The 22,047-nt window shown below is 71.1% G+C and carries 26 protein-coding genes, 1 tRNA gene and 1 pseudogene; 16 read left to right on the plus strand and 12 right to left on the minus strand.

The genetic code is table 11. From position 1 onward, the window contains the following. Positions 1–21: 21 nt before the first annotated feature. The 7 genes from CMS_RS02755 (at position 22) to CMS_RS02785 (ending at position 4,813) form a co-directional block, all read left to right on the plus strand. A complete protein-coding gene (locus CMS_RS02755) occupies positions 22–795 on the plus strand; it encodes a response regulator transcription factor (protein WP_015491335.1) in 774 nt (257 codons plus the stop codon). 101 nt (positions 796–896) lie between these two features. Beyond that, positions 897–2,480: a sensor histidine kinase gene (locus CMS_RS02760; RefSeq protein WP_012297993.1), complete on the plus strand. Its 1,584-nt coding sequence runs from the start codon at positions 897–899 to the stop codon at positions 2,478–2,480. Between the two features lies 1 nt (position 2,481). Beyond that, entirely contained in the window at positions 2,482–2,748 is a 267-nt protein-coding gene (locus tag CMS_RS02765) for a hypothetical protein (RefSeq protein ID WP_012297994.1), read from the plus strand. 51 nt (positions 2,749–2,799) lie between these two features. Beyond that, positions 2,800–3,342 carry an amino-acid N-acetyltransferase gene (locus tag CMS_RS02770; RefSeq protein ID WP_012297995.1) on the plus strand — a complete coding sequence of 181 codons (543 nt, stop codon included), beginning with the start codon at positions 2,800–2,802 and terminating at the stop codon, positions 3,340–3,342. 102 nt (positions 3,343–3,444) lie between these two features. Further along, the gene (locus tag CMS_RS02775) at positions 3,445–4,110 is read left to right on the plus strand and encodes a hypothetical protein (protein WP_012297996.1); all 666 of its coding nucleotides are present in this window, start codon (positions 3,445–3,447) and stop codon (positions 4,108–4,110) included. Between the two features lie 117 nt (positions 4,111–4,227). Beyond that, positions 4,228–4,386 carry a hypothetical protein gene (locus tag CMS_RS02780; RefSeq protein ID WP_012297997.1) on the plus strand — a complete coding sequence of 53 codons (159 nt, stop codon included), beginning with the start codon at positions 4,228–4,230 and terminating at the stop codon, positions 4,384–4,386. A 112-nt stretch (positions 4,387–4,498) separates the two neighbouring features. Next, the gene (locus CMS_RS02785; RefSeq protein WP_012297998.1) at positions 4,499–4,813 is read left to right on the plus strand and encodes an ArsR/SmtB family transcription factor; all 315 of its coding nucleotides are present in this window, start codon (positions 4,499–4,501) and stop codon (positions 4,811–4,813) included. 59 nt (positions 4,814–4,872) lie between these two features. Here CMS_RS02785 and radA read toward each other — a convergent pair whose 3' ends face one another. Both radA and CMS_RS16465 read right to left on the minus strand, forming a co-directional pair. Further along, on the minus strand, positions 4,873–6,234 hold the full coding sequence (radA, locus tag CMS_RS02790) for a DNA repair protein RadA (RefSeq protein ID WP_041464337.1): 1,362 nt from the start codon (positions 6,232–6,234) through the stop codon (positions 4,873–4,875). Between the two features lie 81 nt (positions 6,235–6,315). After that, positions 6,316–7,278 (minus strand): IS481-like element IS1121 family transposase, encoded by a 963-nt coding sequence (locus tag CMS_RS16465; protein WP_012296860.1) that lies wholly within the window; start codon positions 7,276–7,278, stop codon positions 6,316–6,318. Between the two features lie 104 nt (positions 7,279–7,382). Between CMS_RS16465 and CMS_RS02800 the strand changes: the two genes are divergently transcribed. From CMS_RS02800 to pstB, 4 genes are all read left to right on the plus strand, one after another. Beyond that, entirely contained in the window at positions 7,383–7,703 is a 321-nt protein-coding gene (locus CMS_RS02800; RefSeq protein ID WP_012298000.1) for an MGMT family protein, read from the plus strand. A gap of 134 nt (positions 7,704–7,837) precedes the next feature. Next, a complete protein-coding gene (locus CMS_RS02805) occupies positions 7,838–8,275 on the plus strand; it encodes a hypothetical protein (RefSeq protein ID WP_223842705.1) in 438 nt (145 codons plus the stop codon). Positions 8,276–8,423: 148 nt separating this feature from the next. Further along, positions 8,424–9,425 (plus strand): IS481 family transposase, encoded by a 1,002-nt coding sequence (locus tag CMS_RS02810; RefSeq protein WP_049791880.1) that lies wholly within the window; start codon positions 8,424–8,426, stop codon positions 9,423–9,425. Positions 9,426–9,483: 58 nt separating this feature from the next. Beyond that, the gene (gene pstB, locus CMS_RS02815; RefSeq protein WP_012298002.1) at positions 9,484–10,263 is read left to right on the plus strand and encodes a phosphate ABC transporter ATP-binding protein PstB; all 780 of its coding nucleotides are present in this window, start codon (positions 9,484–9,486) and stop codon (positions 10,261–10,263) included. A 79-nt stretch (positions 10,264–10,342) separates the two neighbouring features. Here the strand turns inward: pstB and CMS_RS02820 are convergent, their stop codons facing one another. The 3 genes from CMS_RS02820 to CMS_RS02830 form a co-directional block, all read right to left on the minus strand. Further along, entirely contained in the window at positions 10,343–11,206 is an 864-nt protein-coding gene (locus CMS_RS02820) for an anti-sigma factor (protein WP_041464338.1), read from the minus strand. Continuing rightward, positions 11,203–11,805, minus strand: a complete 603-nt coding sequence (locus CMS_RS02825) for a sigma-70 family RNA polymerase sigma factor (RefSeq protein WP_012298004.1) — start codon at positions 11,803–11,805, stop codon at positions 11,203–11,205. Before CMS_RS02825 ends, CMS_RS02820 begins: the two co-directional genes overlap by 4 nt. A gap of 564 nt (positions 11,806–12,369) precedes the next feature. Further along, positions 12,370–13,002, minus strand: coding sequence for a hypothetical protein (locus CMS_RS02830; RefSeq protein WP_012298005.1), 633 nt, complete (start codon positions 13,000–13,002; stop codon positions 12,370–12,372). 132 nt (positions 13,003–13,134) lie between these two features. On the opposite strand from CMS_RS02830, the gene CMS_RS02835 reads away from it, so the two are divergent. Together CMS_RS02835 and CMS_RS18095 are read left to right on the plus strand one after the other, a co-directional pair. Further along, positions 13,135–13,207 (plus strand) — tRNA-Lys (locus CMS_RS02835). Positions 13,208–13,314: 107 nt separating this feature from the next. Beyond that, the gene (locus tag CMS_RS18095; protein WP_231692853.1) at positions 13,315–13,470 is read left to right on the plus strand and encodes a hypothetical protein; all 156 of its coding nucleotides are present in this window, start codon (positions 13,315–13,317) and stop codon (positions 13,468–13,470) included. Here the strand turns inward: CMS_RS18095 and CMS_RS16140 are convergent. Continuing rightward, positions 13,401–14,225 (minus strand): annotated as a pseudogene (locus CMS_RS16140) (acyltransferase family protein); the annotation flags it as partial. The gene CMS_RS18095 and the pseudogene CMS_RS16140 overlap by 70 nt on opposite strands. Before the next feature lie 264 nt (positions 14,226–14,489). On the opposite strand from CMS_RS16140, the gene CMS_RS16145 reads away from it, so the two are divergent. After that, positions 14,490–15,269 carry an SGNH/GDSL hydrolase family protein gene (locus tag CMS_RS16145; RefSeq protein WP_012298007.1) on the plus strand — a complete coding sequence of 260 codons (780 nt, stop codon included), beginning with the start codon at positions 14,490–14,492 and terminating at the stop codon, positions 15,267–15,269. A gap of 41 nt (positions 15,270–15,310) precedes the next feature. On the opposite strand, the gene CMS_RS02855 is transcribed toward CMS_RS16145, so the two are convergent. Next, positions 15,311–16,705 (minus strand): hypothetical protein, encoded by a 1,395-nt coding sequence (locus CMS_RS02855; RefSeq protein WP_041464341.1) that lies wholly within the window; start codon positions 16,703–16,705, stop codon positions 15,311–15,313. 356 nt (positions 16,706–17,061) lie between these two features. Continuing rightward, positions 17,062–17,901 (minus strand): M23 family metallopeptidase, encoded by an 840-nt coding sequence (locus CMS_RS16150; RefSeq protein ID WP_012298009.1) that lies wholly within the window; start codon positions 17,899–17,901, stop codon positions 17,062–17,064. 184 nt (positions 17,902–18,085) lie between these two features. Here CMS_RS16150 and CMS_RS02865 point away from each other — a divergent pair, with 184 nt between their 5' ends. Continuing rightward, positions 18,086–18,331 carry a hypothetical protein gene (locus tag CMS_RS02865; protein ID WP_106408707.1) on the plus strand — a complete coding sequence of 82 codons (246 nt, stop codon included), beginning with the start codon at positions 18,086–18,088 and terminating at the stop codon, positions 18,329–18,331. Positions 18,332–18,409: 78 nt separating this feature from the next. On the opposite strand, the gene CMS_RS17455 is transcribed toward CMS_RS02865, so the two are convergent. Together CMS_RS17455 and CMS_RS02870 are read right to left on the minus strand one after the other, a co-directional pair. Then, entirely contained in the window at positions 18,410–18,580 is a 171-nt protein-coding gene (locus CMS_RS17455; RefSeq protein ID WP_012298011.1) for a hypothetical protein, read from the minus strand. Beyond that, positions 18,577–19,167 (minus strand): hypothetical protein, encoded by a 591-nt coding sequence (locus CMS_RS02870; protein ID WP_223842706.1) that lies wholly within the window; start codon positions 19,165–19,167, stop codon positions 18,577–18,579. Before CMS_RS02870 ends, CMS_RS17455 begins: the two co-directional genes overlap by 4 nt. Before the next feature lie 409 nt (positions 19,168–19,576). On the opposite strand from CMS_RS02870, the gene CMS_RS02875 reads away from it, so the two are divergent. After that, on the plus strand, positions 19,577–19,804 hold the full coding sequence (locus CMS_RS02875) for a hypothetical protein (RefSeq protein WP_041464838.1): 228 nt from the start codon (positions 19,577–19,579) through the stop codon (positions 19,802–19,804). Between the two features lie 80 nt (positions 19,805–19,884). Here the strand turns inward: CMS_RS02875 and CMS_RS17715 are convergent, their stop codons facing one another. Together CMS_RS17715 and CMS_RS02885 are read right to left on the minus strand one after the other, a co-directional pair. Beyond that, complete coding sequence (locus tag CMS_RS17715; protein WP_223842707.1) at positions 19,885–20,910, minus strand: excalibur calcium-binding domain-containing protein; 1,026 nt, start codon at positions 20,908–20,910, stop codon at positions 19,885–19,887. Positions 20,911–21,019: 109 nt separating this feature from the next. Further along, complete coding sequence (locus CMS_RS02885) at positions 21,020–21,982, minus strand: IS481-like element IS1121 family transposase (protein WP_012298015.1); 963 nt, start codon at positions 21,980–21,982, stop codon at positions 21,020–21,022. Positions 21,983–22,047 lie beyond the last annotated feature (65 nt).

A 22,047-nucleotide genomic window follows, 5' to 3' on the forward strand; every position in this document is an offset into this window, starting at 1 on the left:
CCGCTTCATAGGAACATCCGCATGATGGATCCCGTGACCACCGCAACGCCCTCCGGCTTCCAGCCCGCCGCCGCTCCGCAGCCCCGCCTCACCCGTGCCGACGGGTCGCCCATCCGGGTGCTCGTCGTCGACGACGAGGCGTCCCTCACCGACCTGCTCCAGATGGCGCTCCGCTACGAGGGCTGGCAGATCCGCACGGCCGAGAACGGGCACCAGGCGCTCGCCGCGGCGCGCGAGTTCAAGCCCGACGCCGTGGTGCTCGACATCATGCTGCCGGACCTCGACGGCCTCCAGGTGCTCTCGCGCTTGCGCGCCGACGCCGAGGACATCCCCGTGCTGTTCCTCACCGCGAAGGACTCGCTCGACGACCGCCTCGCCGGGCTCACCGCGGGCGGCGACGACTACGTCACCAAGCCGTTCAGTCTGGAGGAGGTCGTGGCCCGGCTGCGCGGCCTCATCCGCCGCTCGACGCTCGTGGTCAGCGACACCGTCGACCCGGTGATCCGCGTCGGCGACCTCACCCTCGACGAGGACAGCCACGAGGTCGCCCGCGCCGGCGACCCCATCGAGCTCACCGCCACCGAGTTCGAGCTGCTGCGCTACCTGATGCGGAACCCGCGCCGCGTGCTGAGCAAGCTGCAGATCCTCGACCGGGTCTGGAGCTACGACTTCGGCGGCAAGTCGAGCGTGGTCGAGATCTACATCTCCTACCTGCGGCGCAAGATCGACGCCGGCCGGAACCCGATGATCCACACCGTGCGCGGCAGCGGCTACATGCTCAAGGCCGCGGAGTGACCCAGCCGCCGGCCACGCAGCCGCCGGCCACCCAGCCGCCGGCCACCGAGCGGCACGGCACCGCGCCGCTGCGCGATCGGCTGACGGCCGCCGCGCGCGGGATGACCCTGCGTCGCCGCCTCGTCCTCAGCGTCGTGGGGCTGCTGGCGCTCGCGAGCATCTTCATCGGCACCGTGAGCATCCTGGCGCTGCGGACGTCGCTGATGCAGCAGGTCGACCAGCAGCTGGAGGCCACGGCGGCACGCTCGCAGGACTTCGTCGACCGCGAGCCGGGCGGCTACGGCAGCTTTCCCGGGGCGCCCGGTGGGCTCGGCGCGTTCGGGCAGCAGGTCGGCACGATCAGCGCGACCATCATCGACGGCGTCGTGTCCGGCGGCTACATCGCGGACCGCTCCGCCGCCCAGGGCGAGCCCGGCGGCGCGGGCGCTGTGGAGCTGACCCAGCGCCAGAGCGAGCAGCTGCAGAGCGTGCCCACCGACGGCGTCCCGCGCACGGTCGACCTCGGCGGCGCGCTCGGCAGCTACCGGCTCGTCGGCCAGACCTCGTCCTCCGGCGCGACCATCGTCACCGGGCTGCCGACGAAGCCCGCCGACGACGTGGTCGAGCAGCTCATCCTCGTGATCACGGTGGTCGCCGCCATCACGCTGGCGCTCGCCGCGCTCCTCGGCACGCTCATCGTGCGCCGGGCGCTGCGTCCGCTCGACCGGGTCGTCGACACGGCGACCCACGTGGCGGCGCTGGAGCTCGACCGCGGCGACGTCGCGCTCGAGGCGCGCGTGCCCGCATCCGACACCGACGAGCGCACCGAGGTCGGCCGCGTGGGCGCCGCGCTCAACGGACTGCTCGGGCACGTCGCCGCGGCGCTGTCGTCGCGGCAGGCGAGCGAGGCGAAGGTGCGGCGGTTCGTGTCGGACGCGAGCCACGAGCTGCGCACGCCGCTCGCCTCCATCCGCGGCTACGCCGAGCTCACGCGTCGCGGGCCGCACCAGCTGCCCGAGGACGTCACGCACTCGCTGTCGCGCATCGAGTCGGAGTCGGTGCGCATGACCACGATCGTCGAGGACCTCCTGCTCCTCGCGCGACTCGACGAGGGGCGCGAGCTGGAGTCGGATCCGATCGACCTCACGCGCATCCTCCTCGACACGGTCGGCGACGCGAGCGCCGCGGGCCCGGACCACGACTGGGACCTCGACCTGCCGGACGGCTCCGTGACCGTCCCCGGCGACGACGCGCGGCTCCGCCAGGTGGTCGTCAACCTGCTCGCCAACGCCCGAACGCACACCCCGGCCGGCACGCGCGTCGTCACGTCGCTCGCGGTGGAGGGCGCGGGTCCGGATGCGCATACCGTGATCCGCGTCACCGACGACGGCCCCGGCATCCCGCCCGCCCTGCAGGAGACCCTGTTCGAGCGCTTCGTGCGCGGCGACGGATCCCGTGCCCGGACGACCGGCGGCACGGGCCTCGGCCTGGCCATCGCGCAGGCCATCGTGTCGGCGCACCACGGCGCGGTGTGGGTGGAGTCGGAGCCGGGCCGCACGGTCTTCGGCGTGCGGCTGCCGGTGGTGCGGCGTGCGGGCGAGGCGCGGGATGCGTCGGGTCCGCCCGCCGATGCGCCGTCCGACCGCTGGGCGCCGCCCTCGGGTGCGCCCGTCGCGGACCGGCCCGGTCCGCCCGGCGGCAGCTGACATGGATCCCGTCCGCCGCCTCATGTTCTGGCTGCGCGTGCCGTTCGTCGCGGACGCGGCGCTCGTCGTCATCGGGATCGCGCTGCTGGTCGGCGGCGACGGGGTCGGCTGGTGGGTGCTCGTGTTCGCCGGGCTGCGCGCGGTCGTCGGCGTGGTGGCGGTCGTGTGGATCGCGCCGCGGATGATCGCGCGGCTCGGCACCGGCGCCGAGCCCGAGGAGCCCGGCACCGACCCGGCCCGCCCGGACGCGGGACCCGCCCGTCGCTAGGCTGGACCCCTGATCCGGGCGCCCGAGCCGCGGATCGAGAGGGTCGTCATCGTGAGCGCAGAGCCAGCCGTCGTCGAGCCAGCGGAGCCCGCGGGCGGCATCCGCGTGCGACGCGCGCGCACCGGCGACGTGCCCCGCATCCAGCAGCTCGTCGAGCCGCTCGTGATGGAGGGGATCCTCCTCGGCAAGGACCTCGTGGTGCTCTACGAGAACGTGCAGGAGTTCCGGGTCGCGGTCGACGCGGCCGGCGAGGTCGTCGGTTGCGGCGCGCTGCACGTGATGTGGGAGGACCTCGGCGAGATCCGCACCCTCGCCGCCTCCCCGCACACGCGCGGCACCGGCGTCGGCCACGCGCTGCTCGAGCGCCTCGAGGACGACGCCCGCGAGCTCGGCCTCAGCCGCCTGTTCTGCCTGACCTTCGAGGTTGGCTTCTTCTCGCGCCATGGGTACCACGAGGTCGCGGAGTCGATCATCGCGCAGGAGATCTACTACGAGATGCTCCGCTCGCACGACGAGGGCATCGCCGAGTTCCTCGACCTCTCCCGCGTCAAGCCGAACACCCTCGGCAACACGCGCATGCTCAAGGCGCTCTGACCCTCCCAGGTCCTGGCCGCTGCCGCCCCGCATCCCCTGAGGGAGGAGAGCGGCGGGCGCGCCGACCGGGCCGGGCGGGCGCGCCGACCGTAGCCTGTGCTCATGTCCTCGACCTCGACCTCGCCCGGAGGCCGCCCGTCCGCGGCCGTATACCGCCGTCGCCGTCTGCTCGCGCTCCTCGTCGTGGTGGCCGTGATCGCGGTCGTCGTGATCATCGTGTCCAACCTGGGCCGCGGCACGGCCGACACCGCAGCTCCCGGTGCGACGCCCACCGCGGATGCGGCCCCCGACGCCGCCGCGCCGGCTGACCCGGATCCCACCCCGAGCGCCACCGCGAGCGCCGGCACAGAGACGAACGCCGACGGATCCTGCGCCGCGGGCCAGCTCACCGTCACCCCCGTCACCGACGCCGCCTCCTACAAGGCGGGCGTGCTGCCCAAGCTCTCCTTCACCGTGACGAACACGGGCATGGAGCCCTGCACCGCGAACCTCGGGACGACCACGCAGGTGTTCACGATCTCGAGCGGATCCGACGTCTACTGGAAGTCGACCGACTGCCAGACGGGCGCCGAGGACGCGCAGGTCGAGCTGGCCGCGCGGACCCCGCAGACGTCGTCGCCGTTCGAGTGGTCGCGCCAGCGGTCGTCCACCACGACCTGCGAGGAGAAGCAGCGCCCGGCCGTGCCCGCCGGCGGCGCGACCTACACGCTGTCGGTCGAGGTGGCCGGCGTTAAGAGCGCCGAGCCGAAGTCGTTCCTGCTGTACTGACGCGCGCGGCGACCCGCGGCCATGTGCGTACATGACCACGGTTCTCGATTGGATGCATCCATTGCAATCCATGCATGCGTCTGTCATCCTGGTGCTCCACCGACGTTAGGACGCATCATGACCGATACCACCGAGACCCACGCCGAGCACACCGTCGCCGAGCACCAGCACGGCGCCGACTGCGGTCACGAGACCGTCACGCACGAGGACCACGTGGACTACGTCCACGACGGCCACAAGCACGCCGAGCACGGCGACCACTACGACGAGCACTGATCCGACGCGCGACGACGCGCGCGGATCGAGACGGGGACCCGGCCATGAGGCCCGGTCCCCGTCGCCGTCTCCGCGCCGGGCCGCGTCTCCGCCTCGCCCTAGGATCTTTGAGGTGACCTATCCACCCCCCGGCTTCGAGCAGGCCGCCGACCTCTTCAAGGCGCTGTCCTCGCCGTCGCGCCTCGGCCTCATCGGTTTGCTGGCGTCCCGGAAGTTGAGCGTGTCGGAGCTAGTCGAGGAGTCGGGGCTGTCCCAGCCGCTGGTCTCCCAGCACCTGCGCGTGCTGCGGTCGGCGGGTCTCGTGAACGTCGAGCGCGACGGGCGCATCGCCCGCTACGAGGTGGCGGACACGCACGTGACGCACGTGGTGGACGACGCCGTGGCGCATGTGCGCGAGCACGTGGTCGGATCCGTCGACGCGGGCTGAGCACCCCCCTCCGGCTGGGCCCCGGCTCGGGCCCGGCAGGCGGCTCGGGCCCGGCCGGGTCAGAACGCCTCGTCGAGCTCCTTCTCCCGCTCGCTCTTCGCGAGGGAGAACGCACGGCCCAGCGCGGAGAACAGCGGGCCCCACTCGGCGTCGACGATCTGCGTGAAGCCGAGCCGCCGGGCCTCCGCCGCGCGCTGCGGCGCCGACGTGACGCCGCGGATCTCTCCCGCGAGGCTGATCTCGCCGAACGCCGCGAGGTCGTGGGGCATGGCCTTGCCGTTGACGGCGGAGACGAGCGCGACGGCGATGGCGAGATCCGCGGCGGGCTCGGTGAGGCGGACGCCGCCGACCGTGGAGACGTAGACGTCGCGATCCGAGAGCCGCACGTTGGCGCGCTTCTCGAGCACGGCCAGCAGCATGGCGACGCGCGACGCATCCACCCCGTTGACCACGCGGCGCGGCTGCGGCGCCTTCGTGTCGACGACGAGCGCCTGCACCTCGACGGGCAGAGCGCGGCGGCCCTCCATCGCGACGGTGACGCACGTGCCGGAGACCGAGTGCACACCGCGCGAGAGGAACATGCCGCTCGGATCCGGCACCTCGACGATGCCGTCGCCCGCCATCTCGAAGCAGCCGACCTCGTCGGTGGGGCCGAAGCGGTTCTTGAGCGCGCGGATGAAGCGGAGCGACGTCTGCCGGTCGCCCTCGAACTGGCACACGACGTCGACGAGGTGCTCGAGGAGCCGGGGGCCGGCGATGGAGCCGTCCTTGGTGACGTGGCCGACGAGGAGCAGGGGCAGGTCGCGCTCCTTGCAGACGCGGATGAGCGTGACGGCGACCTCGCGCACCTGGCCGGGGTGGCCGGGCAGGCCGTCGGACGTGCTGCTGGAGACGGTCTGCACGGAGTCGACGATGAGGAGGTCGGGCGCGACCTGCTCGATGTGGCCGAGGATCGTGCCGAGGTCGGTCTCGGCCGCGATCATGAGCGACTCCTGCAGCCCGCCCGTGCGCTCGGCGCGCATGCGCACCTGGGCGACCGACTCCTCGGCCGTCACGTAGAGGACCTTCGCGCCCTTCGCGGCGGCGCGCGCGGCGACCTCGAGCAGCAGCGTGGACTTGCCGACGCCGGGCTCGCCGCTCATGAGGATGGCGGCGCCCGGCACGATGCCGCCGCCGAGCACGCGGTCGAGCTCGCCGACGCCGCTCGGCATGTGGCTGGCGGACGCGGTGCCGACGTGCATGATCGACCGCGCCTGGCTGGATCCGGCGGGTGTGAGCGTGGTGACCCGGCCGGCCGCCGCGGGCGTCTGCGACACCTCGGCGACGGTGTTCCAGCTCTGGCACTCGGCGCACCGCCCGACCCACTTCGGGGTGGTCCACCCGCACTCCGAGCAGCGGTACGTGGAGTGGATGCGGGCCATGCGGGGGACTCTACCGGGGGCCTCCGACATGCCCGGACGCCCCGGTCGCCGACGGTCGGGGCCGGGCGCTGGTGTACTGGGTCATGACGTTGGTGACACTCGGGCCGCGGGCGTGAGCCCGTGGCTTGAGTGGATTCGTTCAGTGTTGTAGTGCTCGATGAAGGGGTCAAGCGCGTCGGCCCGGTGTTGGTTGCTGGTGAAGGGTTGCCGGTAGGCCCACTCGGTCGCGAGGGTCCGGTTGAAGCGCTCGACCTTGCCGTTCTGCCAGGGGCAGTGCGGGCGGATGAACTTCTGCCGCGCGCCCAGGTCCTGGACGGCGTTCTTGAACGCGGTCGAGTGCCGGTAGGCGAACGCGTTGTCCGTGATGACCCGCTCGATCCGGGTGATCCCATGCCCGGCGAAGTACGCCGCTGCGCGGGTCAGGAACCCGGCCGCGGTCGCGCCTTTCTCATCGGGATGGATCTCCGCGTAGGCGAGACGGGTGTGGTCATCGACCGCGGCATGGACGTAATCGAACCCGATCCCGCGGCCGCGGACCTGCTCGCTGCGCCCGTGGACCCGCCAGCCGCCTCCGTCCGGGATCCTCCCGAGCTTCTTCACGTCCACGTGGATCAGATCACCCGGATGCTCGTGCTCATACCGGTGCGCCGTTGACCGGGATGCCCGGATCACCGCCCCGGTTACAGGGTCCAACCATGCCAACGGCGGCGCCCCGTGCCGGCGCAGGATCCGGGAGATCGTACGGGATGGAACACCTGTCACCGGCGCCAGCCGCGCAGGACCCGCCCGCAACTGGGCCCGCGCTTCCAGCACGGCCCGTTCCCGCTCCGGGCTCGTTCGCCTCGGTACTGACCGGGGCCGCGATGACCGATCCGTCAGCCCTCGCAGCCCCTCGGCACGGAACCGGTTCACCCATCGATGCGCGCACTGCCGCGACACCCCCAGCTCCCGCGCGACGTGCGCGACCGGCCGACGATCCTCCACCACCCGCCGCACGAGGAGAACCCTCCCGTGAACCGTCAGACGAGCATTACCGTGGGACATCGAGGCCTCCTGGCGATGGTTGAACTGAACAGCTCCATCAAGCCAGGAGGCCTCTTCACACGCCCCGAAGTGTCACCAACGTCATGGCCGAGTACATCTAGCGCGTGGCCGTCTTCGCCACCCCGGGCGAGTTCACCGAACGCGTGCTCGAGGTCGTGGCCGAGATCCCCTCGGGCCGCGTCATGACCTACGGCGACGTCGCCGCCGTCTTCGGCCGCCGCGGCGCCCGCACCGTCGGCATGGTGCTGCGCTACCACGGCGCCGGGCTGCCCTGGTGGCGCGTGCTCCGGGCCGGCGGGCACCCGCCGACCGGGCTCGCGGACGAAACCCGGCCCCGCTACGAGTCCGAGGGCACGCCGCTCCTCGATGCCCCGACCGACGCCGGGTACCGCGTCGACCTCGAGGCGGCCCGCTGGTTCCCGTGATCCGCTGAGGGCAGGCGCTCGACTGTCCCCTCCCCGCCCGTCCGCCTGGCGGCCGAACGAGGATCATGCTGCGGGACTATCGTCGGGGCCTCGCGGCCGATGCGCGGCCGGGGCGGCTCCGCTGGACTGGGACCATGCCCCGTCGCCCGTCCGTGCGCTCCCTCGCCGCCGCCCCGCTCGCCGTCCTGCTCGTGCTGCCCCTCGCCGGCTGCGGCGCCGCGAGCACCGTCGGCGGGATGACCACGCCGACGGATGCGCGCATCTACGCCACGGCGGCGGACGCCGACGGCCGGATCCCCGCATGGATCCCCGCGGACGCCACGGACGTCCGCATCAAGACCTCGCTCCGCGGCGAGGGTGCGATCCTCGAGTTCCGCTCCGCGACGCCGGCCGACCGGCTGGGCTGCGACGCGGCGCCCGTCGACGCTCCCGCGCCGTCCGTGCAGGACACCTGGTGGCCGGATCCGTCCCCCGCCGCGGCCATGACGTGCGGCGACGGCTGGCTGGCCGCCGCGGACGGCGACGCCGTGCACGCGTGGCTGCCGAAGGGCTCCCCCGCGCTCGACCTCTGATCGTGCAGGGACCGGACGAGACGCGGCCCGGGCGCCTCCCCATCGGGAGGCACCCGGGCCGCGACCGCGCGCCCGTGCATCCGCGCTAGATGTACTCGGCCATGACGTTGGTGACACTTCGGGGCGTGTGAAGAGGCCTCCTGGCTTGATGGAGCTGTCTAGTTCAACCATCGCCAGGAGGCCTCGATGTCCCATCGCTAATGCCCGGTTGACTGTTCATGGTCGGCTTCTCCTCGTTCGTCGGGTAGTCGAGGATCGTCGTCCGGTGTCGCATGTGGCTCGCGAGCTCGGGGTGTCGCGTCAGTGCGCGCATCGGTGGGTGGCCCGGTTCCGTCAGGAGGGTGTCGCGGGGCTCGCGGATCGGTCCTCGAGACCACGGTCGATGCCGGCGAGGACGAGTCCGGAACAGGAAGGCGCCGTGCTGGCTGCGCGCGCGGAACTTCGGTTCGGGCCCGCCCGGCTGGCTCCGGTGACGAGCGTTCCGGCCCGCACGATCTCCCGCATCCTGCGCCGGCACGGGGCGCCGCCGTTGGCATGGTTGGACCCCGTCACCGGGGCCGTGATCCGGGCATCCCGGTCAACGGCGCACCGGTATGAGCACGAGCATCCGGGTGATCTGATCCACGTGGACGTGAAGAAGCTCGGGAGGATCCCGGACGGAGGCGGCTGGCGGGTCCACGGGCGCAGCGAGCAGGTCCGCGGCCGCGGGATCGGGTTCGATTACGTCCATGCCGCGGTCGATGACCACACCCGTCTCGCCTACGCGGAGATCCATCCCGATGAGAAAGGCGCGACCGCGGCCGGGTTCCTGACCCGCGCAGCGGCGTACTTCGCCGGGCGCGGGATCACCCGGATCGAGCGGGTCATCACGGACAACGCGTTCGCCTACCGGCACTCGACCGCGTTCAAGAACGCCGTCCAGGACCTGGGCGCGCGGCAGAAGTTCATCCGCCCGCACTGCCCCTGGCAGAACGGCAAGGTCGAGCGCTTCAACCGGACCCTCGCGACCGAGTGGGCCTACCGGCAACCCTTCACCAGCAACCAACACCGCGCCGACGCGCTTGACCCCTTCATCGAGCACTACAACACTGAACGAATCCACTCAAGCCACGGGCTCACGCCCGCGGCCCGAGTGTCACCAACGTCATGACCCAGTACAGCTAGCGCCCGCTCCCCCGGCCCACTCACCCGATCGGTAGGAACCCCCTTTGTCCAAGAGCATCGAAGTCAACGACCTGAACGTCTACTACGGCAAGTTCAAGGCGGTCGAGGACGTCAACCTGCGGATCGAGCCGCGCACCGTGACCGCGTTCATCGGCCCGTCCGGCTGCGGCAAGTCCACGTTCCTCCGCACGCTCAACCGCATGCACGAGGTGATCCCCGGCGCGTACGTCGAGGGCGAGGTGCTCGTGGACGGCAACGACCTCTACGGCCCCGGCGTCGACCCGGTGCTCGTGCGCCGCCAGGTCGGCATGGTCTTCCAGCGGCCGAACCCGTTCCCCACCATGTCGATCCGCGACAACGTGCTCGCGGGCGTCAAGCTCAACAACCGCAAGATCTCCAAGTCGGACGCGGACGCGCTCGTCGAGCAGTCCCTGCAGGGCGCCAACCTCTGGAACGAGGTGAAGGACCGCCTGGCCCTCCCCGGATCCGGCCTCTCCGGCGGCCAGCAGCAGCGCCTCTGCATCGCGCGCGCCATCGCGGTGCAGCCCGACGTGGTGCTGATGGACGAGCCGTGCTCCGCGCTCGACCCCATCTCCACGCTCGCCATCGAGGACCTCATCGAGGAGCTCAAGGCGCAGTACACGATCGTGATCGTGACCCACAACATGCAGCAGGCCAGCCGCGTCTCGGACCGCACGGCATTCTTCAACATCGCCGGCACCGGCAAGCCCGGCAAGCTCATCGAGTACGACGACACCACCACCATGTTCTCCAAGCCCAGCGTGCAGGCCACCGAGGACTACGTGAGCGGCCGCTTCGGCTGATCCGCCGCCCGCACGGAGAAGGCCCCGCATGCTCTGGAGGATGCGGGGCCTTCTGCGTGCCGTGGGTGCGCGGCGCCGATCAGGTGCTGGTGACCGCCACGATGGGCTCGGTCGTGGGCTGCTCGGATCCGCCGTCGGGCTCGACCGTGATGGCCACGGTGTCGCCGGGCGTGTAGCTGCCCTCGAGCACGGCGTGACCCGCACCGTCCTCCTCCGGCATGACGCCGGCGGAGACGGGGCCGGACGCGCCGACGTACCACATCTGGAGCACGCGGCCCTCGGGCAGCGGCGACGCGTCGTTGAGCACGACCGCCGTCTTCGCCTCGGAAGCGGAGAAGTAGACCGTGGCCGTGCCGCCGCCGACGACGTCGCGCTTGTCGATGACGACGTCGGACGCCGTGGTGACCCGTTCGTACGCCGAGGCGACGGGCGCCTGAGATGTGTCGGGGCCGCCCGTGTTCGTGCCGACGACCACGCCGCCCACGACGAGCACGACGGCTGCCGCGGCGACGCCGATGATGGCGCCCGGCTTGCGGAACCAGCGCTCGGAGGCGCGGGCGGATGCGGATCCGAGGCGCCCGCGAGGAGCGGACGACGCCGGAACGGCTGCATCGGGGACGGCATCGGAGGACGCCGCCGGACGCAGCGGGGTGACGGGCGCGGGGCGACGCGCGTCGTCCGTCACGGCGGACGGAGCGGCGAGCGGCGGGAGCTGCGGCGTGACGTCGAGCATGGCCATGATGTCGACCTTGAGGCGCGGCGAGGGAGCCACCGGCTCGGTCGTCCAGGCGAGGTCGGCCGCGGTGGCCCGCAGCTCCTCCACCTCGGCGCGCAGCACAGGGTCGCGCTCGAGGAGCGCCTCGACCTCGGCGGCCTCCTCGGCGTCGACGGCGCCGAGCGCGTACGCCGCGGTCAGCATGCGGATGTCGTCGTCGGTGGTCATGATGCGACCCCCATCTCGTCGCGCAGGCGGATCATGCCGTCGCGCAGACGTGTCTTCACGGTGCCGATGGGCACGTCGAGCATCGACGCGACCTCGCTGTGGCTGTAGCCGCCGTAGTAGGCGAGGGAGACGGCCTGGCGCTGGATCTCGGTGAGCTTCGTCATGGCCTTCGTGACCCTCTCGTGCTCGATGCTGATCTCGACGGTCTCGGACACCTGGTCGTAGCCGTGCTCGTGGTCGCGGATGCCGATGCGGACGTCACGATCGCGGCTGGACTGGGAGGCGCGCACGCGGTCGACCGCGCGGCGGTGGGCCATGGTGAGCACCCACGTAGTCGCTGCGCCCTTGGCCGGGTCGAAGCGGGAAGCGGATTGCCAGATCTCCAGGAAGATCTCCTGCGTGACCTCCTCCGACTGCGCGTGGTCGACGAGGAGTCGACGGACGAGTCCGAGGACACGGGGCGCGAGCTGGTCGTAGAGCTCCGAGAAGGCGCGCCTGTCGCCCTGGGCGACGCGGCCGAGGAGGGCCTCCTTCGACTCGGGGTCCGCCGGCCCGGGGAGGTGGGGACGCTCGATCGATGAAGGCACGAGCCCCAGCATCCCAGACCCGGGTGCGAACCGCATGCAGGCAGGGCGGGGCCCGCCTGGCCGGGGTGGTGCTGCGGGGAGGTCATGTGGCGCTTCCGGTAGTGATGCGGCGGGATGGGGAGCCGGCCTGCGGGTGTGCGGAGCCCCGCATCAGCCGGGATCTCGCTCTGCGGGACATCTGGGATGGCCGGGCGGCCTGCCACGCGGGCAGGACCCGACCGATGCGGGTCGCACCCTCACGGGTGACGGATGCGAGGCGGGTGAGCGCCTCACGATGACTCTTCGTCGCGGAGCGCGTCACGGATTGGTCACAGGCTGTGGGGATCCGGCAGCCCGACGAGGCCGGCTCGGCCGCTCGCACATGGGCCGTCCCTCCGGCGAGGAGGGGAAGGGAGATGAGGAGCCGGGCCGCAGGACGCCTCTCGGCGCGAGGCCGCTCGTAGCGGCGAATATTGGTACCCGGGAGTACTGCGGCCCGACCAGGATCCACTGTAACCGAGTCGGCGCGGGCTGTCCTCCCGGGGGTCGCGCTCACAGCGAACGGGCGGATCGGGCCCGCGAGGCGGATCAGGCGGGTCAGTCGAGCCGGTCGCCCCGCCAGAGCCGCGCGCACTGCACGAGGTCGGCCGCCATCTGCGAGAGGCGGAGGGCGCGCGTGGTCAGGTCGCCGGCGCGCTCCGGCGACGCCGTCGCGTCGAGGTCGTCGGCGACGCTCGTGGCACCGAGCGCGGCCAGCCGGCTGAACGCGCCCGCGCGGTCGAGGGCCACGGCGAAGTCGCCCGTGAAGAGCCCGCGGAGGATGCTGTCGGCGAGCTCGACGATCTCCGCTGGCCCCGTGGGCGCAGTGGCACCGGCGACCACCGGGTCGATGGTCGTGGCCACGTCGGTGCCGCGCTGGTAGAGGAGGCTGATACCGTCGGGATCCTGCCGGATGAGCGCACGCATGAGGTACAGCCGCCAGAGCGCGCCCGGGAGGCTGCGGGGGCTGGCGCGGGACCAGAGCTCGGCGACCGCGTCGATGCCGTGCTCGTCGGTGTACGCGATGAGGCGCTCGACGACCGCCGGGTCGGGATCCGCCCGCACGCATGCCAGCAGCGCCGACGCGGTCTCGTGGGCCACGCGGCTGATCGTGGCGGGGTCGTCGCCGCCGAGCATGCTCTCGAACTTGGCCCCGGAGAACTTCGTGGGCTTGTGGTAGTCGCGGGACATCCCCGCAAGCGTACGCCGGGCGTGCGCTCCCGACCGGGCGCGCGATGTCGGCGCACCGGTGCCCCGCGGGGCATCGCGCGAGGTCGACCGGCTCCGGGACGGCCACCGCCCATCCCGTAGCATCGGGGTCACGGGCCTCTAGCTCAGTTGGTAGAGCAAGGGACTTTTAATCCCTGGGTCGTCGGTTCGAGCCCGACGGGGCCCACCGCCGTCGATCGACCGGCCGGCTCGATGCCGGCGGACGGGATCACCCCCGGCCGCCCCGGTCCAGCACCAGGAACGGCGGCGTGCGGTAAGAGGAACCTCAGCGGGGTGCGCATCGCCACCGCGTGGATCGCCAGCGACGCGGCGATGGCGACGACGCTCACCACGAGCGGCAGCAGGTACGGCATCGCACCCGACGCCTCGAAGCCGACGGCGTCGAGCACGGCGCAGGCCGCGGCGATCACGAGGACGTGGGCGACGTAGATCGGCAGCGTGTTCCGCCCGAGGAAGCGCAGGGGGCGCACCAGCCGCGTGCGCGCGAGCAGGGCCGCCCACAGCACGCCGACCGCCATCGCGAGGCACGACACGAGCAGCAGCACGCCGGGGACGCCGCTGATGCCGGTCAGCTCCACGGCCACGCCCGCCGCGCCGAACGCGACCAGGGCAGCCGCCGCGGCGACCGGCCGCGGTCGGGAGGCGACGCGGAACACCAGGTCCTTGGCGTGCAGCCCGATGAGGAAGAAGACGAGGTACTTCGCCATGCCGTCCCAGCTGAGGCTGCCGATGCGCAGCACGCTCAGGAAGAGCGCCGACACGACGGCCGCGCCCGTCAGCTGGATCCACGGCGGCACCCGCCCGTGCGCCGCCTTCGCCAGCACGAGGAACACGGCGAGCGCGTGCAGGAACCACAGTCCCGTCGCGGGGAACACGAACGCGAGCAGCAGCGCCCTCGGGTCGCCCTCGTGCGGGCGGGAGTCGAGCGGCACCACCGAGAAGTAGAGGAAGCGCAGCACCGACCAGATCGCGAGCGCCCACACGAGGATCGCGATGCGGGAGTTCCAGAGCTCCGCCCAGGAGCGGCGCACGGCGGATCCCGCGAGGAGCCCCGAGGCGAGGAAGAAGATCGGCATGCGGAAGGTGACGAACGCGCTGTTGACGGTCGCCCAGACCGGTGAGGCGAGGTCCTCCTGCATCAGCAGGAGGCCCGCATGGAAGAGCGCCACCAGCAGGATGGCCATCGCCCTGGCCGCATCCCCCAGTCCGCGCGCGCAGCAGTGACCGTCGTTCCGTCTCCCCCAGACATGCTCGGCACCGTATCGGGTCGATGTGTCGGGGTCGTGTCGGGCGGGAGCGGCCGCACGCGGATCCAGTGGTGATCCCAGTGGTCGGCCGATGGGGATGCCCGCGCATGTCGGCCCGGCTGCCGCGCGGACGCGTCGGCCCCCGAACGGGGGTGGCCGGCGGATGCCACCACGGACAGGGATCGACCGTACGGTTCTCGCGTGGGGAAATACGGATTCCGGGAGCGCGCGCGTGCGCGATCGGCGTGGCGGATCGCCGGCTGGTCAGCGGCCGCGGTCGCCGCCGCGTGCTCGGTCGCCCTGGTGATCGCGGCGATGGGCAGCGGCGCGGAACCCGTCGAGAACGCGGGCGCCGTCGCGGAGTCCGGCTACGTCTCCGGGCCCGGCACCACGATCGCGCCGGTGGCGCCGCTGGACCTCCCCGAGGATCCCGCGGTCCTCATGTTCGGCGACTCCTTCATCCTCGGTCACGGCATCGAGACGTCGGGGAGGCCCACCTATCCCGAGCTCCTCGCCGAGCGCGAGGGCTGGAGCGACGTGCGCCTGAACGCGGCGGTGGGGACGGGCTTCGCCGCCACCTCCGATCAGCCGGCGTACCCGGATCGCCTGGCCGCGATGGGCGACGACTTCACGCCCGACCTCGTCGTCCTCCAGGGCAGCGTCAACGACATCAAGCCCGGCGAGGCCGCGGTGCGCAGCGGCGTGACCCGCGTCCTCGCCGACATCGCCGAGCGCTGGCCCGACGCCCAGACCGTGATCATCACGCCAATGACGGGCGTGCAGAGCTACGAGAAGCTCGCGTCCGCATACACCGGGCCCGCGCTCGGCAAGGCGCACGTCATCGACGCCACGGGGCCCGAGAGCTGGCTGCCCGTCGACCGGCCGGACCTCCGCACAGAGGATGAATGGCACCCCAGCGCCACGGGGCACGAGGTCATCGCGGCTGGGATGCAGACGTCCCTCGCGGCTCTCGCCGACTGACCCCGGCGCCGAGGAGTCGGCGCAGCGCGCGGCTCGTCCGGTCAGCCAGCCGGCGCCGCGGCAGCCGCCGGGGCGGACCCCGTTCCCGGGTCGGTGAGCGGACGGCCGAAGCCGTCGACGCTGCGGGTGCCCCGATCCGTGACGACCGAGGCGAAGGGCGTGTCGGGGTTGTTGGGCAGGGACGGGCGCTCGACGCGGGTGTCGCGCGCGAACGCGCCCACCACGACGACGCGCTGCGACGGGTACTTGCTCGGGGTCATGAACATGGTGCCGCGGCCGACGAACGTGTCCTGGGCGAGCCGCCCGCCCTGGTCGACGAGGCCGACGCCGATGCCGTGCGCGCCGAGGTCGCCGCCGGTCACGATGTTGTAGCCGACGACGGTGGCCCCGACGCCCGCCCCGATCTCCAGCTGGTACCCGCCCGCGCCCGAGTTGCCCTCGAGGCGCATGCCGTTGATGCCGAGCTCGGAGACCATGGACGACGCGTTGCTCGTCGGGATGGCGACGAAGCCGCGCGCCGCCTTGTTGCCGGCGCCGCAGCCGATGACGCGCGTGTTCTCGAAGCGCGCGTTGGTGGAGGCGATGCGGATCCCGCCCGCCGTGCAGTTCACGATCTCGGTGTCGCGCATGACGATGTCGATGGCGTTGACGCCGTCGCAGTCGACGCCCCAGGTGCCCGCGGTGATCACGCGCAGGCCCTCGATGACGTTCGCGTAGGAGTACTCATCGCTGGCCGCGGTGAAGGCCGCGCGGGCGAAGAAGACCCCCGCGCCGCCGGTGGCGTTCAGCTCGATGTCGGTGATCCGGCAGTGCAGCAGGGAGCGCAGGTACAGCCCGTGGCGGCCCGTGCGCGTGCCCGTGATGCTGAAGCCGGTGAGCGACACCGTGGCCTTGTTGTTCGCGGCGGGCCCGGCGTCGGCGCCGATCTTGCCCTGCACCTTGAACACGTCGCCCGTGGATCCCGCGATCTGCCGGATGGTGGTGACGCGCCGCCCGTAGCCTTCGATCGAGATGGCCGGGTACCCGTAGGGCGCTCCCGAGAGGGGCTGCTTGGGCCACGTGGCGCTCGAGTAGTCGATGCCGGTGGACGTGACGCGGATCTCGCACGGCGGCAGGATCCCGCGCCCGCCGGTCTTCTGCAGCGCCGCGAAGAACGCGGCCATCGCCTTCGTGTGGTCCGCGGCCGACGGCACGAAGCCGAACTGCTCCGGGTAGTAGACGCGCGACTGGTCGCCCACGACGGCGGCGGATGCGGGCGGTGCGACGGCAGGCGCCGCGACGACGGCCGCGCCCGCTGTGGCGCCGACGGCCGCGAGGAAGACGGAGCGGCGGCCGACGAGCGGCGGCCGCTCGGCGGGGACCGGGGCGTGCTGGGCGAGGGCCTCGGCGGCCAGGTCGGGAGTGGGCGCGTGGGCGCGTGCGCGTGAGCGGGACAAGGGGGAGCCTTCCGGGTGGGCCGTGCTGACGGGCGCGGTCGCGACGTCGATCCGCTCCCCCGAGCACCGGACGCCCCACGCTGGATACGACACAGGGTGCGTCCTGGTGCCGCCCGGAGCGTACCCCCAGTTCGGGGAGGCGCGACGGCGGTGTCCACCGGTCCCGATCCGCAGCAGCTCGGGGAACCGGCCTCCTCCTCGCCTGCGAGGCCGCCGCCGCCGATGCGATGTCGGGGAGGGGGAGGTCGCGGTCCGGCACGCCGTCGCGGGACGGCCGGGGCGAGACGGCCGAGCGGACGCACGAGAGGGGCACGCGAGACCAGCTCGCGTGCCCCTCCCCGGGTGACCCTGCGGCGTCAGCCGTTCTTGACCTTCGCAGCGGTCGCCGTCGCGATGGCGTCGATGAACGTCTTGTCGTTCGCGAGGCGGGTGCCGAGGTTGGTCACCATCGTCTCGATGTTCTCCGTGCGGCCGCCGTAGCCGATGACGGTCTGCAGGATGCCCCGGTAGATCGCCTCGACCGTCTTCACCTCCGAGGGCTTGCCCGGTGCGCCGGTGTACCACTCCGCGGTGCGGAGGGTCTGCGCGATCTTGTTAGCGTCGGAATCTGAGATTGCCATGTCGTCTCCTGCCAGTGGTGCATTGTCCATCCAGAATTGCGGGTCTTTCTTGACGTCGTTGATCCGTATCTCGAGATGCAGATGCGCGCCATTGCTCGCCCCGGTGTTGCCCACCGGGCCGACGTACTGTCCGGCGGAGACGGAATCGCCCTCCGGCATCGGCGAAGGTTGGTCCATGTGCGCGTACACGCTCCGGAATCCGTCGACGTGATCGATGACCACGTGGTTCCCGTAGCCCGAGCTGTTGCGCTTCTCGAATACCCGCCCATAGGCGATCGCGTAGATCGGCGTGCCCGTCGGTGCGCCGTAGTCCGTGCCCATGTGGTACGTCTTGGTCTTGGGCCGGTACTCACCGAACCGCCCGGTCACGGGATATCTCCGCGTGAACGGGTAGTTGAAGATCGGATCCGCGTTCGCGGCGTTCAGCGGAGCGAGGGTCTGCACCCCGAACAACGCCGCGAATATCACCGTCGCCGTGAGTATGTTGCGTCTCGTGGCACCCGTGACGACATCGAGCACCTCGTCGGGATCACCGTCGTCCCGATATTCCATTTCCTCGCCCATCCTGATCGGCACGCGATATCCGTGCGCGTGGTCGAGAAGCTAGCAGTCGCCGGCATGGAGCGGAGATTAATTTTCGTGGACGCGTATTCCTTAACGTAGGAAAAACGTGTTCCGATATTCTCACCGCCGTCGGGCACGGAAGATCGCCCCGGCGACGAGAGGACGCTCCGGCGCCGCCGATGCGATGCTGGGTCGCATGAGCATGCAGGCCGACGAACTCGTGATCGCGATGCTGACCGCCGAGGAGACGAGCGAGCGCTACGACCTGCTGAAGACCGCGCTCGAGGAGCACGACGACCGGGGCGTGCAGTACCTCTCGGGCGTCGTCGGGCGGCTGCTCGCCTACATCGACGGGCTCCGCGAGCCCGAGGAGAACCGGATCGCGCTGGAGCGGTACACGCAGCGGGTGGCGCTGCAGTGGGCGCAGGAGGACGAGGGTTAGCGATCCGCTGTAGAAGAAGACACCGCCGCCCTCTCCGACCGTACGGGGAAGGTCGGAGAGCGCGGCGGTGTCGACGAGTCAGCGCTCGCGAGCTAGCCGTCGACGCTCTCGCATGATGAGGAGGAGCGCCAGTATCGGGAGCACGGTACCCACCGCCCAGAATGCGAAGGCGAAGTCCGGCACCAGGTGTGCGGCAGGAATCGAGATCAGCGCGAGGATCAAGAGGATGACCACCTTGAGCTTCGTCATGACATAGCCAGACCGACGCAGGTGCCCACTGTCCCACCGGCTACCCCAGCGAAGCCGACGATGCAGGCGACGCACCCCGTCCCGAGCGTGGCACCGCATAGAAGGGCGCATCCCGTACCGATGATGGTGATGACCCACTGTGAAATGCCCGCGTTCAGGAGACATTGATTGAGAGTGTCCCAGTTGAAATCCGCATTCGCGATGTTAGACCGGTCCGTGTCCACTGCAGCCGTCGAATCATTGGACGCCACTTTGTCGAGGCCGAGGACCCCGTTCTGCCAAAGCTGCATGCGGCCGGAATCGGGGGACAGCGCGGTGAACAGCACCTCGCCTGTTGAAATCACCCTCAGATCGCGGTCGAGGAACACCGTGTACCCCGAGATGTCCAACTGCTGGGGCGCTTCGACGAAGGGCACGTGAAGGACGAACTGTCCAGCCTCGGTCTTGCGGACATCCGCTTTGTTCACTGCGAGGGCGCGGCCGCTGGAGGTCGTGACATCCGAGATGCCTGCCGCCACCAGGTACTGGTCAAGATCCTGAGCAGAGACGGTGGTGGTAGAGCCGACGTACTGCGAGAGCTTGTCCATGACCGTGCCTGTCGGTGCGACCGGGGAGTCGAAGCTCGCCGCTCGCGCGTCGACCGTCGACGGCGACGCGAGGACCGGAACGGGACGGTCTCCGCTCTGCACGACCCCGATGACTGCGACGACCGACATCAGAGAGAGAACGACCCCAGCCATCGTCACTGGAATTACCGACCTGGGGAATATTTCCTTTGGCACAAGAGCCTCCATGGGCTACGAGATCCGATGCGCGACCCGGGAATCCGCGTCGGCGAGCCTCATATTAGAAAGGAAGCCTCTTCCTCGCGAGGAGTTGTCCATCCGCCCGGTAGGTGCCAGGCGCCTGCCCGGGCCCGCAACACAGCGTCCACTCCCCACCTGGCGCGATACGGCGAGGCCCGCTTCAAAGTTGATGGCGTCCGCGGGCTCGGTCATGGACTCGATCGTGACGGCCTGCGCCCCGTGGACCAGCGAGCGCTACGACCTGCTGAAGACCGCGCTCGAGGAGCACGACGACCGGGGCGTGCAGTACCTCTCGGGCGTCGTCGGGCGGCTGCTCGCCTACATCGACGGGCTCCGCGAGCCCGAGGAGAACCGGATCGCGCTGGAGCGGTACACGCAGCGGGTGGCGCTGCAGTGGGCGCAGGAGGACGAGGGCTGACGCCCTACGCGTGGGCAACGCAGATACGACAACGCCCGCCCGGTTCAACACGGGGCGGGCGTCGTCAGTCGATCAACGGATCATCGCTCGCAGGCGACGCCATCCCGGTCGCCATCTAGATCAAAGCTGTAGCCGGGCTGACCCGCGTAGAGCGGGGCCTTCCCGGCACGCTTGACCGCGTCACAGTTGGCGTAGAAGACGTTGCCGCCACCACCGCCACCACCGCTGGACGGCGGGGGCGTCGACTGGCCGGCGACCTGGATCACACGGGGCGCGGGCGACCCGGCGGCACGGAACTCGGCGAGGCTCACGACGCGGTTCATGCCGGGGCCGGCGTACCAGACCTGGTTGCTGTTCGAGTAGCGGTAGAACTGGTCTCCGTTGATGCGCTGCACGACCTGCGGGGTCGGGAACGCCTCCTCCTGCCACTCGCCGTAGCCGATGGCGCGGCCCTGGCCGCCACGCACATCCGTCATGCGCACAATGTCGCTGGTCCAGGAGAGCTTCATGAAGCCCTCGTTGGCACGGTCGTTGAAGGGACGGAAGTCCATGGCCCGCCACTCGGCGCCGGTCAGCTTGTGGTTCACCTTGTCCTCGCCCTCGACGAGGATCTCGGCGGACGTGCCCCACTTGTAGACGTAGCTGTTGACGATGTATCCGGCGTTGCGGACCGCCGGGGAGCCCGCCTTCACGAACTGGCCGTAGTCGAGGCGGGTCCACTGCCAGGCGCCCTCGCCGCCGGGCCAGAAGGTGACCGCGTAGACGGTCGAGGACCAGGGGTACTTCACGTAGTCGGTGGGAGAGGCACCGGGGACGCGGAAGTCGTAGACGTCGCGCCACGTCTCGAAGCTCAGGGCACGCGGGCTCTGGTCGTTGACGAGCTCGTAGATGCGACCGTCGAACGAGGTCGTGTAGAGCTGCCACCTACCCTGATCCTTCGGGGGCACTGGGGTCGGGGTCGGGGCGGTCGTGGGCACTGGGGTCGGGGTCGGCTCGGCCGTGGGCGCCGGAGTGGGGACGGGCTCGACGGAGGCGGACGCCGCCTGGGCCGGGAGGAGCAGCGAGACGGCGAGCAGGGCCGCCGTCACGAGGGGAAGAGGACGCATCATTTCCTTCGGTTGGGTAATTACCCTCACCGTAGGGTCACGGCGACCGAGCCCACCCACCCACTTCGGGGGTGCGCCGGCCCCTTCCAGATGCGCTAGATGGACTGAGTCATGACGTTGGTGACACTCGGGCCGCGGGCGTGAGCCCGTGGCTTGAGTGGATTCGTTCAGTGTTGTAGTGCTCGATGAAGGGGTCAAGCGCGTCGGCGCGGTGTTGGTTGCTGGTGAAGGGTTGCCGGTAGGCCCACTCGGTCGCGAGGGTCCGGTTGAAGCGCTCGACCTTGCCGTTCTGCCAGGGGCAGTGCGGGCGGATGAACTTCTGCCGCGCGCCCAGGTCCTGGACGGCGTTCTTGAACGCGGTCGAGTGCCGGTAGGCGAACGCGTTGTCCGTGATGACCCGCTCGATCCGCGGGATCCCATGCCCGGCGAAGTACGCCGCTGCGCGGGTCAGGAACCCGGCCGCGGTCGCGCCTTTCTCATCGGGATGGATCTCCGCGTAGGCGAGACGGGTGTGGTCATCGACCGCGGCATGGACGTAATCGAACCCGATCCCGCGGCCGCGGACCTGCTCGCTGCGCCCGTGGACCCGCCAGCCGCCTCCGTCCGGGATCCTCCCGAGCTTCTTCACGTCCACGTGGATCAGATCACCCGGATGCTCGTGCTCATACCGGTGCGCCGTTGACCGGGATGCCCGGATCACGGCCCCGGTGACGGGGTCCAACCATGCCAACGGCGGCGCCCCGTGCCGGCGCAGGATGCGGGAGATCGTACGGGATGGAACACCTGTCACCGGCGCCAGCCGCGCAGGACCCGCCCGCAACTGGGCCCGCGCTTCCAGCACGGCCCGTTCCCGCTCCGGGCTCGTTCGCCTCGGTACTGACCGGGGCCGCGATGACCGATCCGTCAGCCCTCGCAGCCCCTCGGCACGGAACCGGTTCACCCATCGATGCGCGCACTGCCGCGACACCCCCAGCTCCCGCGCGACGTGCGCGACCGGCCGACGATCCTCCACCACCCGCCGCACGAGGAGAACCCTCCCGTGAACCGTCAGACGAGCATTACCGTGGGACATCGAGGCCTCCTGGCGATGGTTGAACTGAACAGCTCCATCAAGCCAGGAGGCCTCTTCACACGCCC

Origin of the sequence: Clavibacter sepedonicus, from assembly GCF_000069225.1 — a bacterium.
Classification (GTDB): Bacteria; Actinomycetota; Actinomycetes; order Actinomycetales; family Microbacteriaceae; genus Clavibacter; species Clavibacter sepedonicus.

Excerpts from the sequence above, each read along its gene's own strand:
- CMS_RS02865 (WP_106408707.1), top strand. The coding sequence starts at position 18,086 with ATGAGCATGCAGGCCGACGAACTCGTGATCGCGATGCTGACCGCCGAG.
- CMS_RS17715 (WP_223842707.1), bottom strand. The coding sequence starts at position 20,910 with ATGCGTCCTCTTCCCCTCGTGACGGCGGCCCTGCTCGCCGTCTCGCTG.
- CMS_RS02825 (WP_012298004.1), bottom strand. The coding sequence starts at position 11,805 with ATGCTGGGGCTCGTGCCTTCATCGATCGAGCGTCCCCACCTCCCCGGG.
- CMS_RS02760 (WP_012297993.1), top strand. The coding sequence starts at position 897 with ATGACCCTGCGTCGCCGCCTCGTCCTCAGCGTCGTGGGGCTGCTGGCG.
- CMS_RS17455 (WP_012298011.1), bottom strand. The coding sequence starts at position 18,580 with ATGACGAAGCTCAAGGTGGTCATCCTCTTGATCCTCGCGCTGATCTCG.
- radA (WP_041464337.1), bottom strand. The coding sequence starts at position 6,234 with ATGGCCCGCATCCACTCCACGTACCGCTGCTCGGAGTGCGGGTGGACC.
- CMS_RS02780 (WP_012297997.1), top strand. The coding sequence starts at position 4,228 with ATGACCGATACCACCGAGACCCACGCCGAGCACACCGTCGCCGAGCAC.
- CMS_RS02885 (WP_012298015.1), bottom strand. The coding sequence starts at position 21,982 with ATGTCCCACGGTAATGCTCGTCTGACGGTTCACGGGAGGGTTCTCCTC.
- CMS_RS02775 (WP_012297996.1), top strand. The coding sequence starts at position 3,445 with ATGTCCTCGACCTCGACCTCGCCCGGAGGCCGCCCGTCCGCGGCCGTA.
- CMS_RS02765 (WP_012297994.1), top strand. The coding sequence starts at position 2,482 with ATGGATCCCGTCCGCCGCCTCATGTTCTGGCTGCGCGTGCCGTTCGTC.
- CMS_RS02805 (WP_223842705.1), top strand. The coding sequence starts at position 7,838 with ATGCCCCGTCGCCCGTCCGTGCGCTCCCTCGCCGCCGCCCCGCTCGCC.
- CMS_RS02875 (WP_041464838.1), top strand. The coding sequence starts at position 19,577 with ATGGACTCGATCGTGACGGCCTGCGCCCCGTGGACCAGCGAGCGCTAC.
- CMS_RS02830 (WP_012298005.1), bottom strand. The coding sequence starts at position 13,002 with ATGTCCCGCGACTACCACAAGCCCACGAAGTTCTCCGGGGCCAAGTTC.
- CMS_RS02820 (WP_041464338.1), bottom strand. The coding sequence starts at position 11,206 with ATGACCACCGACGACGACATCCGCATGCTGACCGCGGCGTACGCGCTC.
- CMS_RS02870 (WP_223842706.1), bottom strand. The coding sequence starts at position 19,167 with ATGGACAAGCTCTCGCAGTACGTCGGCTCTACCACCACCGTCTCTGCT.
- CMS_RS02755 (WP_015491335.1), top strand. The coding sequence starts at position 22 with ATGATGGATCCCGTGACCACCGCAACGCCCTCCGGCTTCCAGCCCGCC.
- CMS_RS16465 (WP_012296860.1), bottom strand. The coding sequence starts at position 7,278 with ATGTCCCACGGTAATGCTCGTCTGACGGTTCACGGGAGGGTTCTCCTC.
- CMS_RS02810 (WP_049791880.1), top strand. The coding sequence starts at position 8,424 with ATGGAGCTGTCTAGTTCAACCATCGCCAGGAGGCCTCGATGTCCCATC.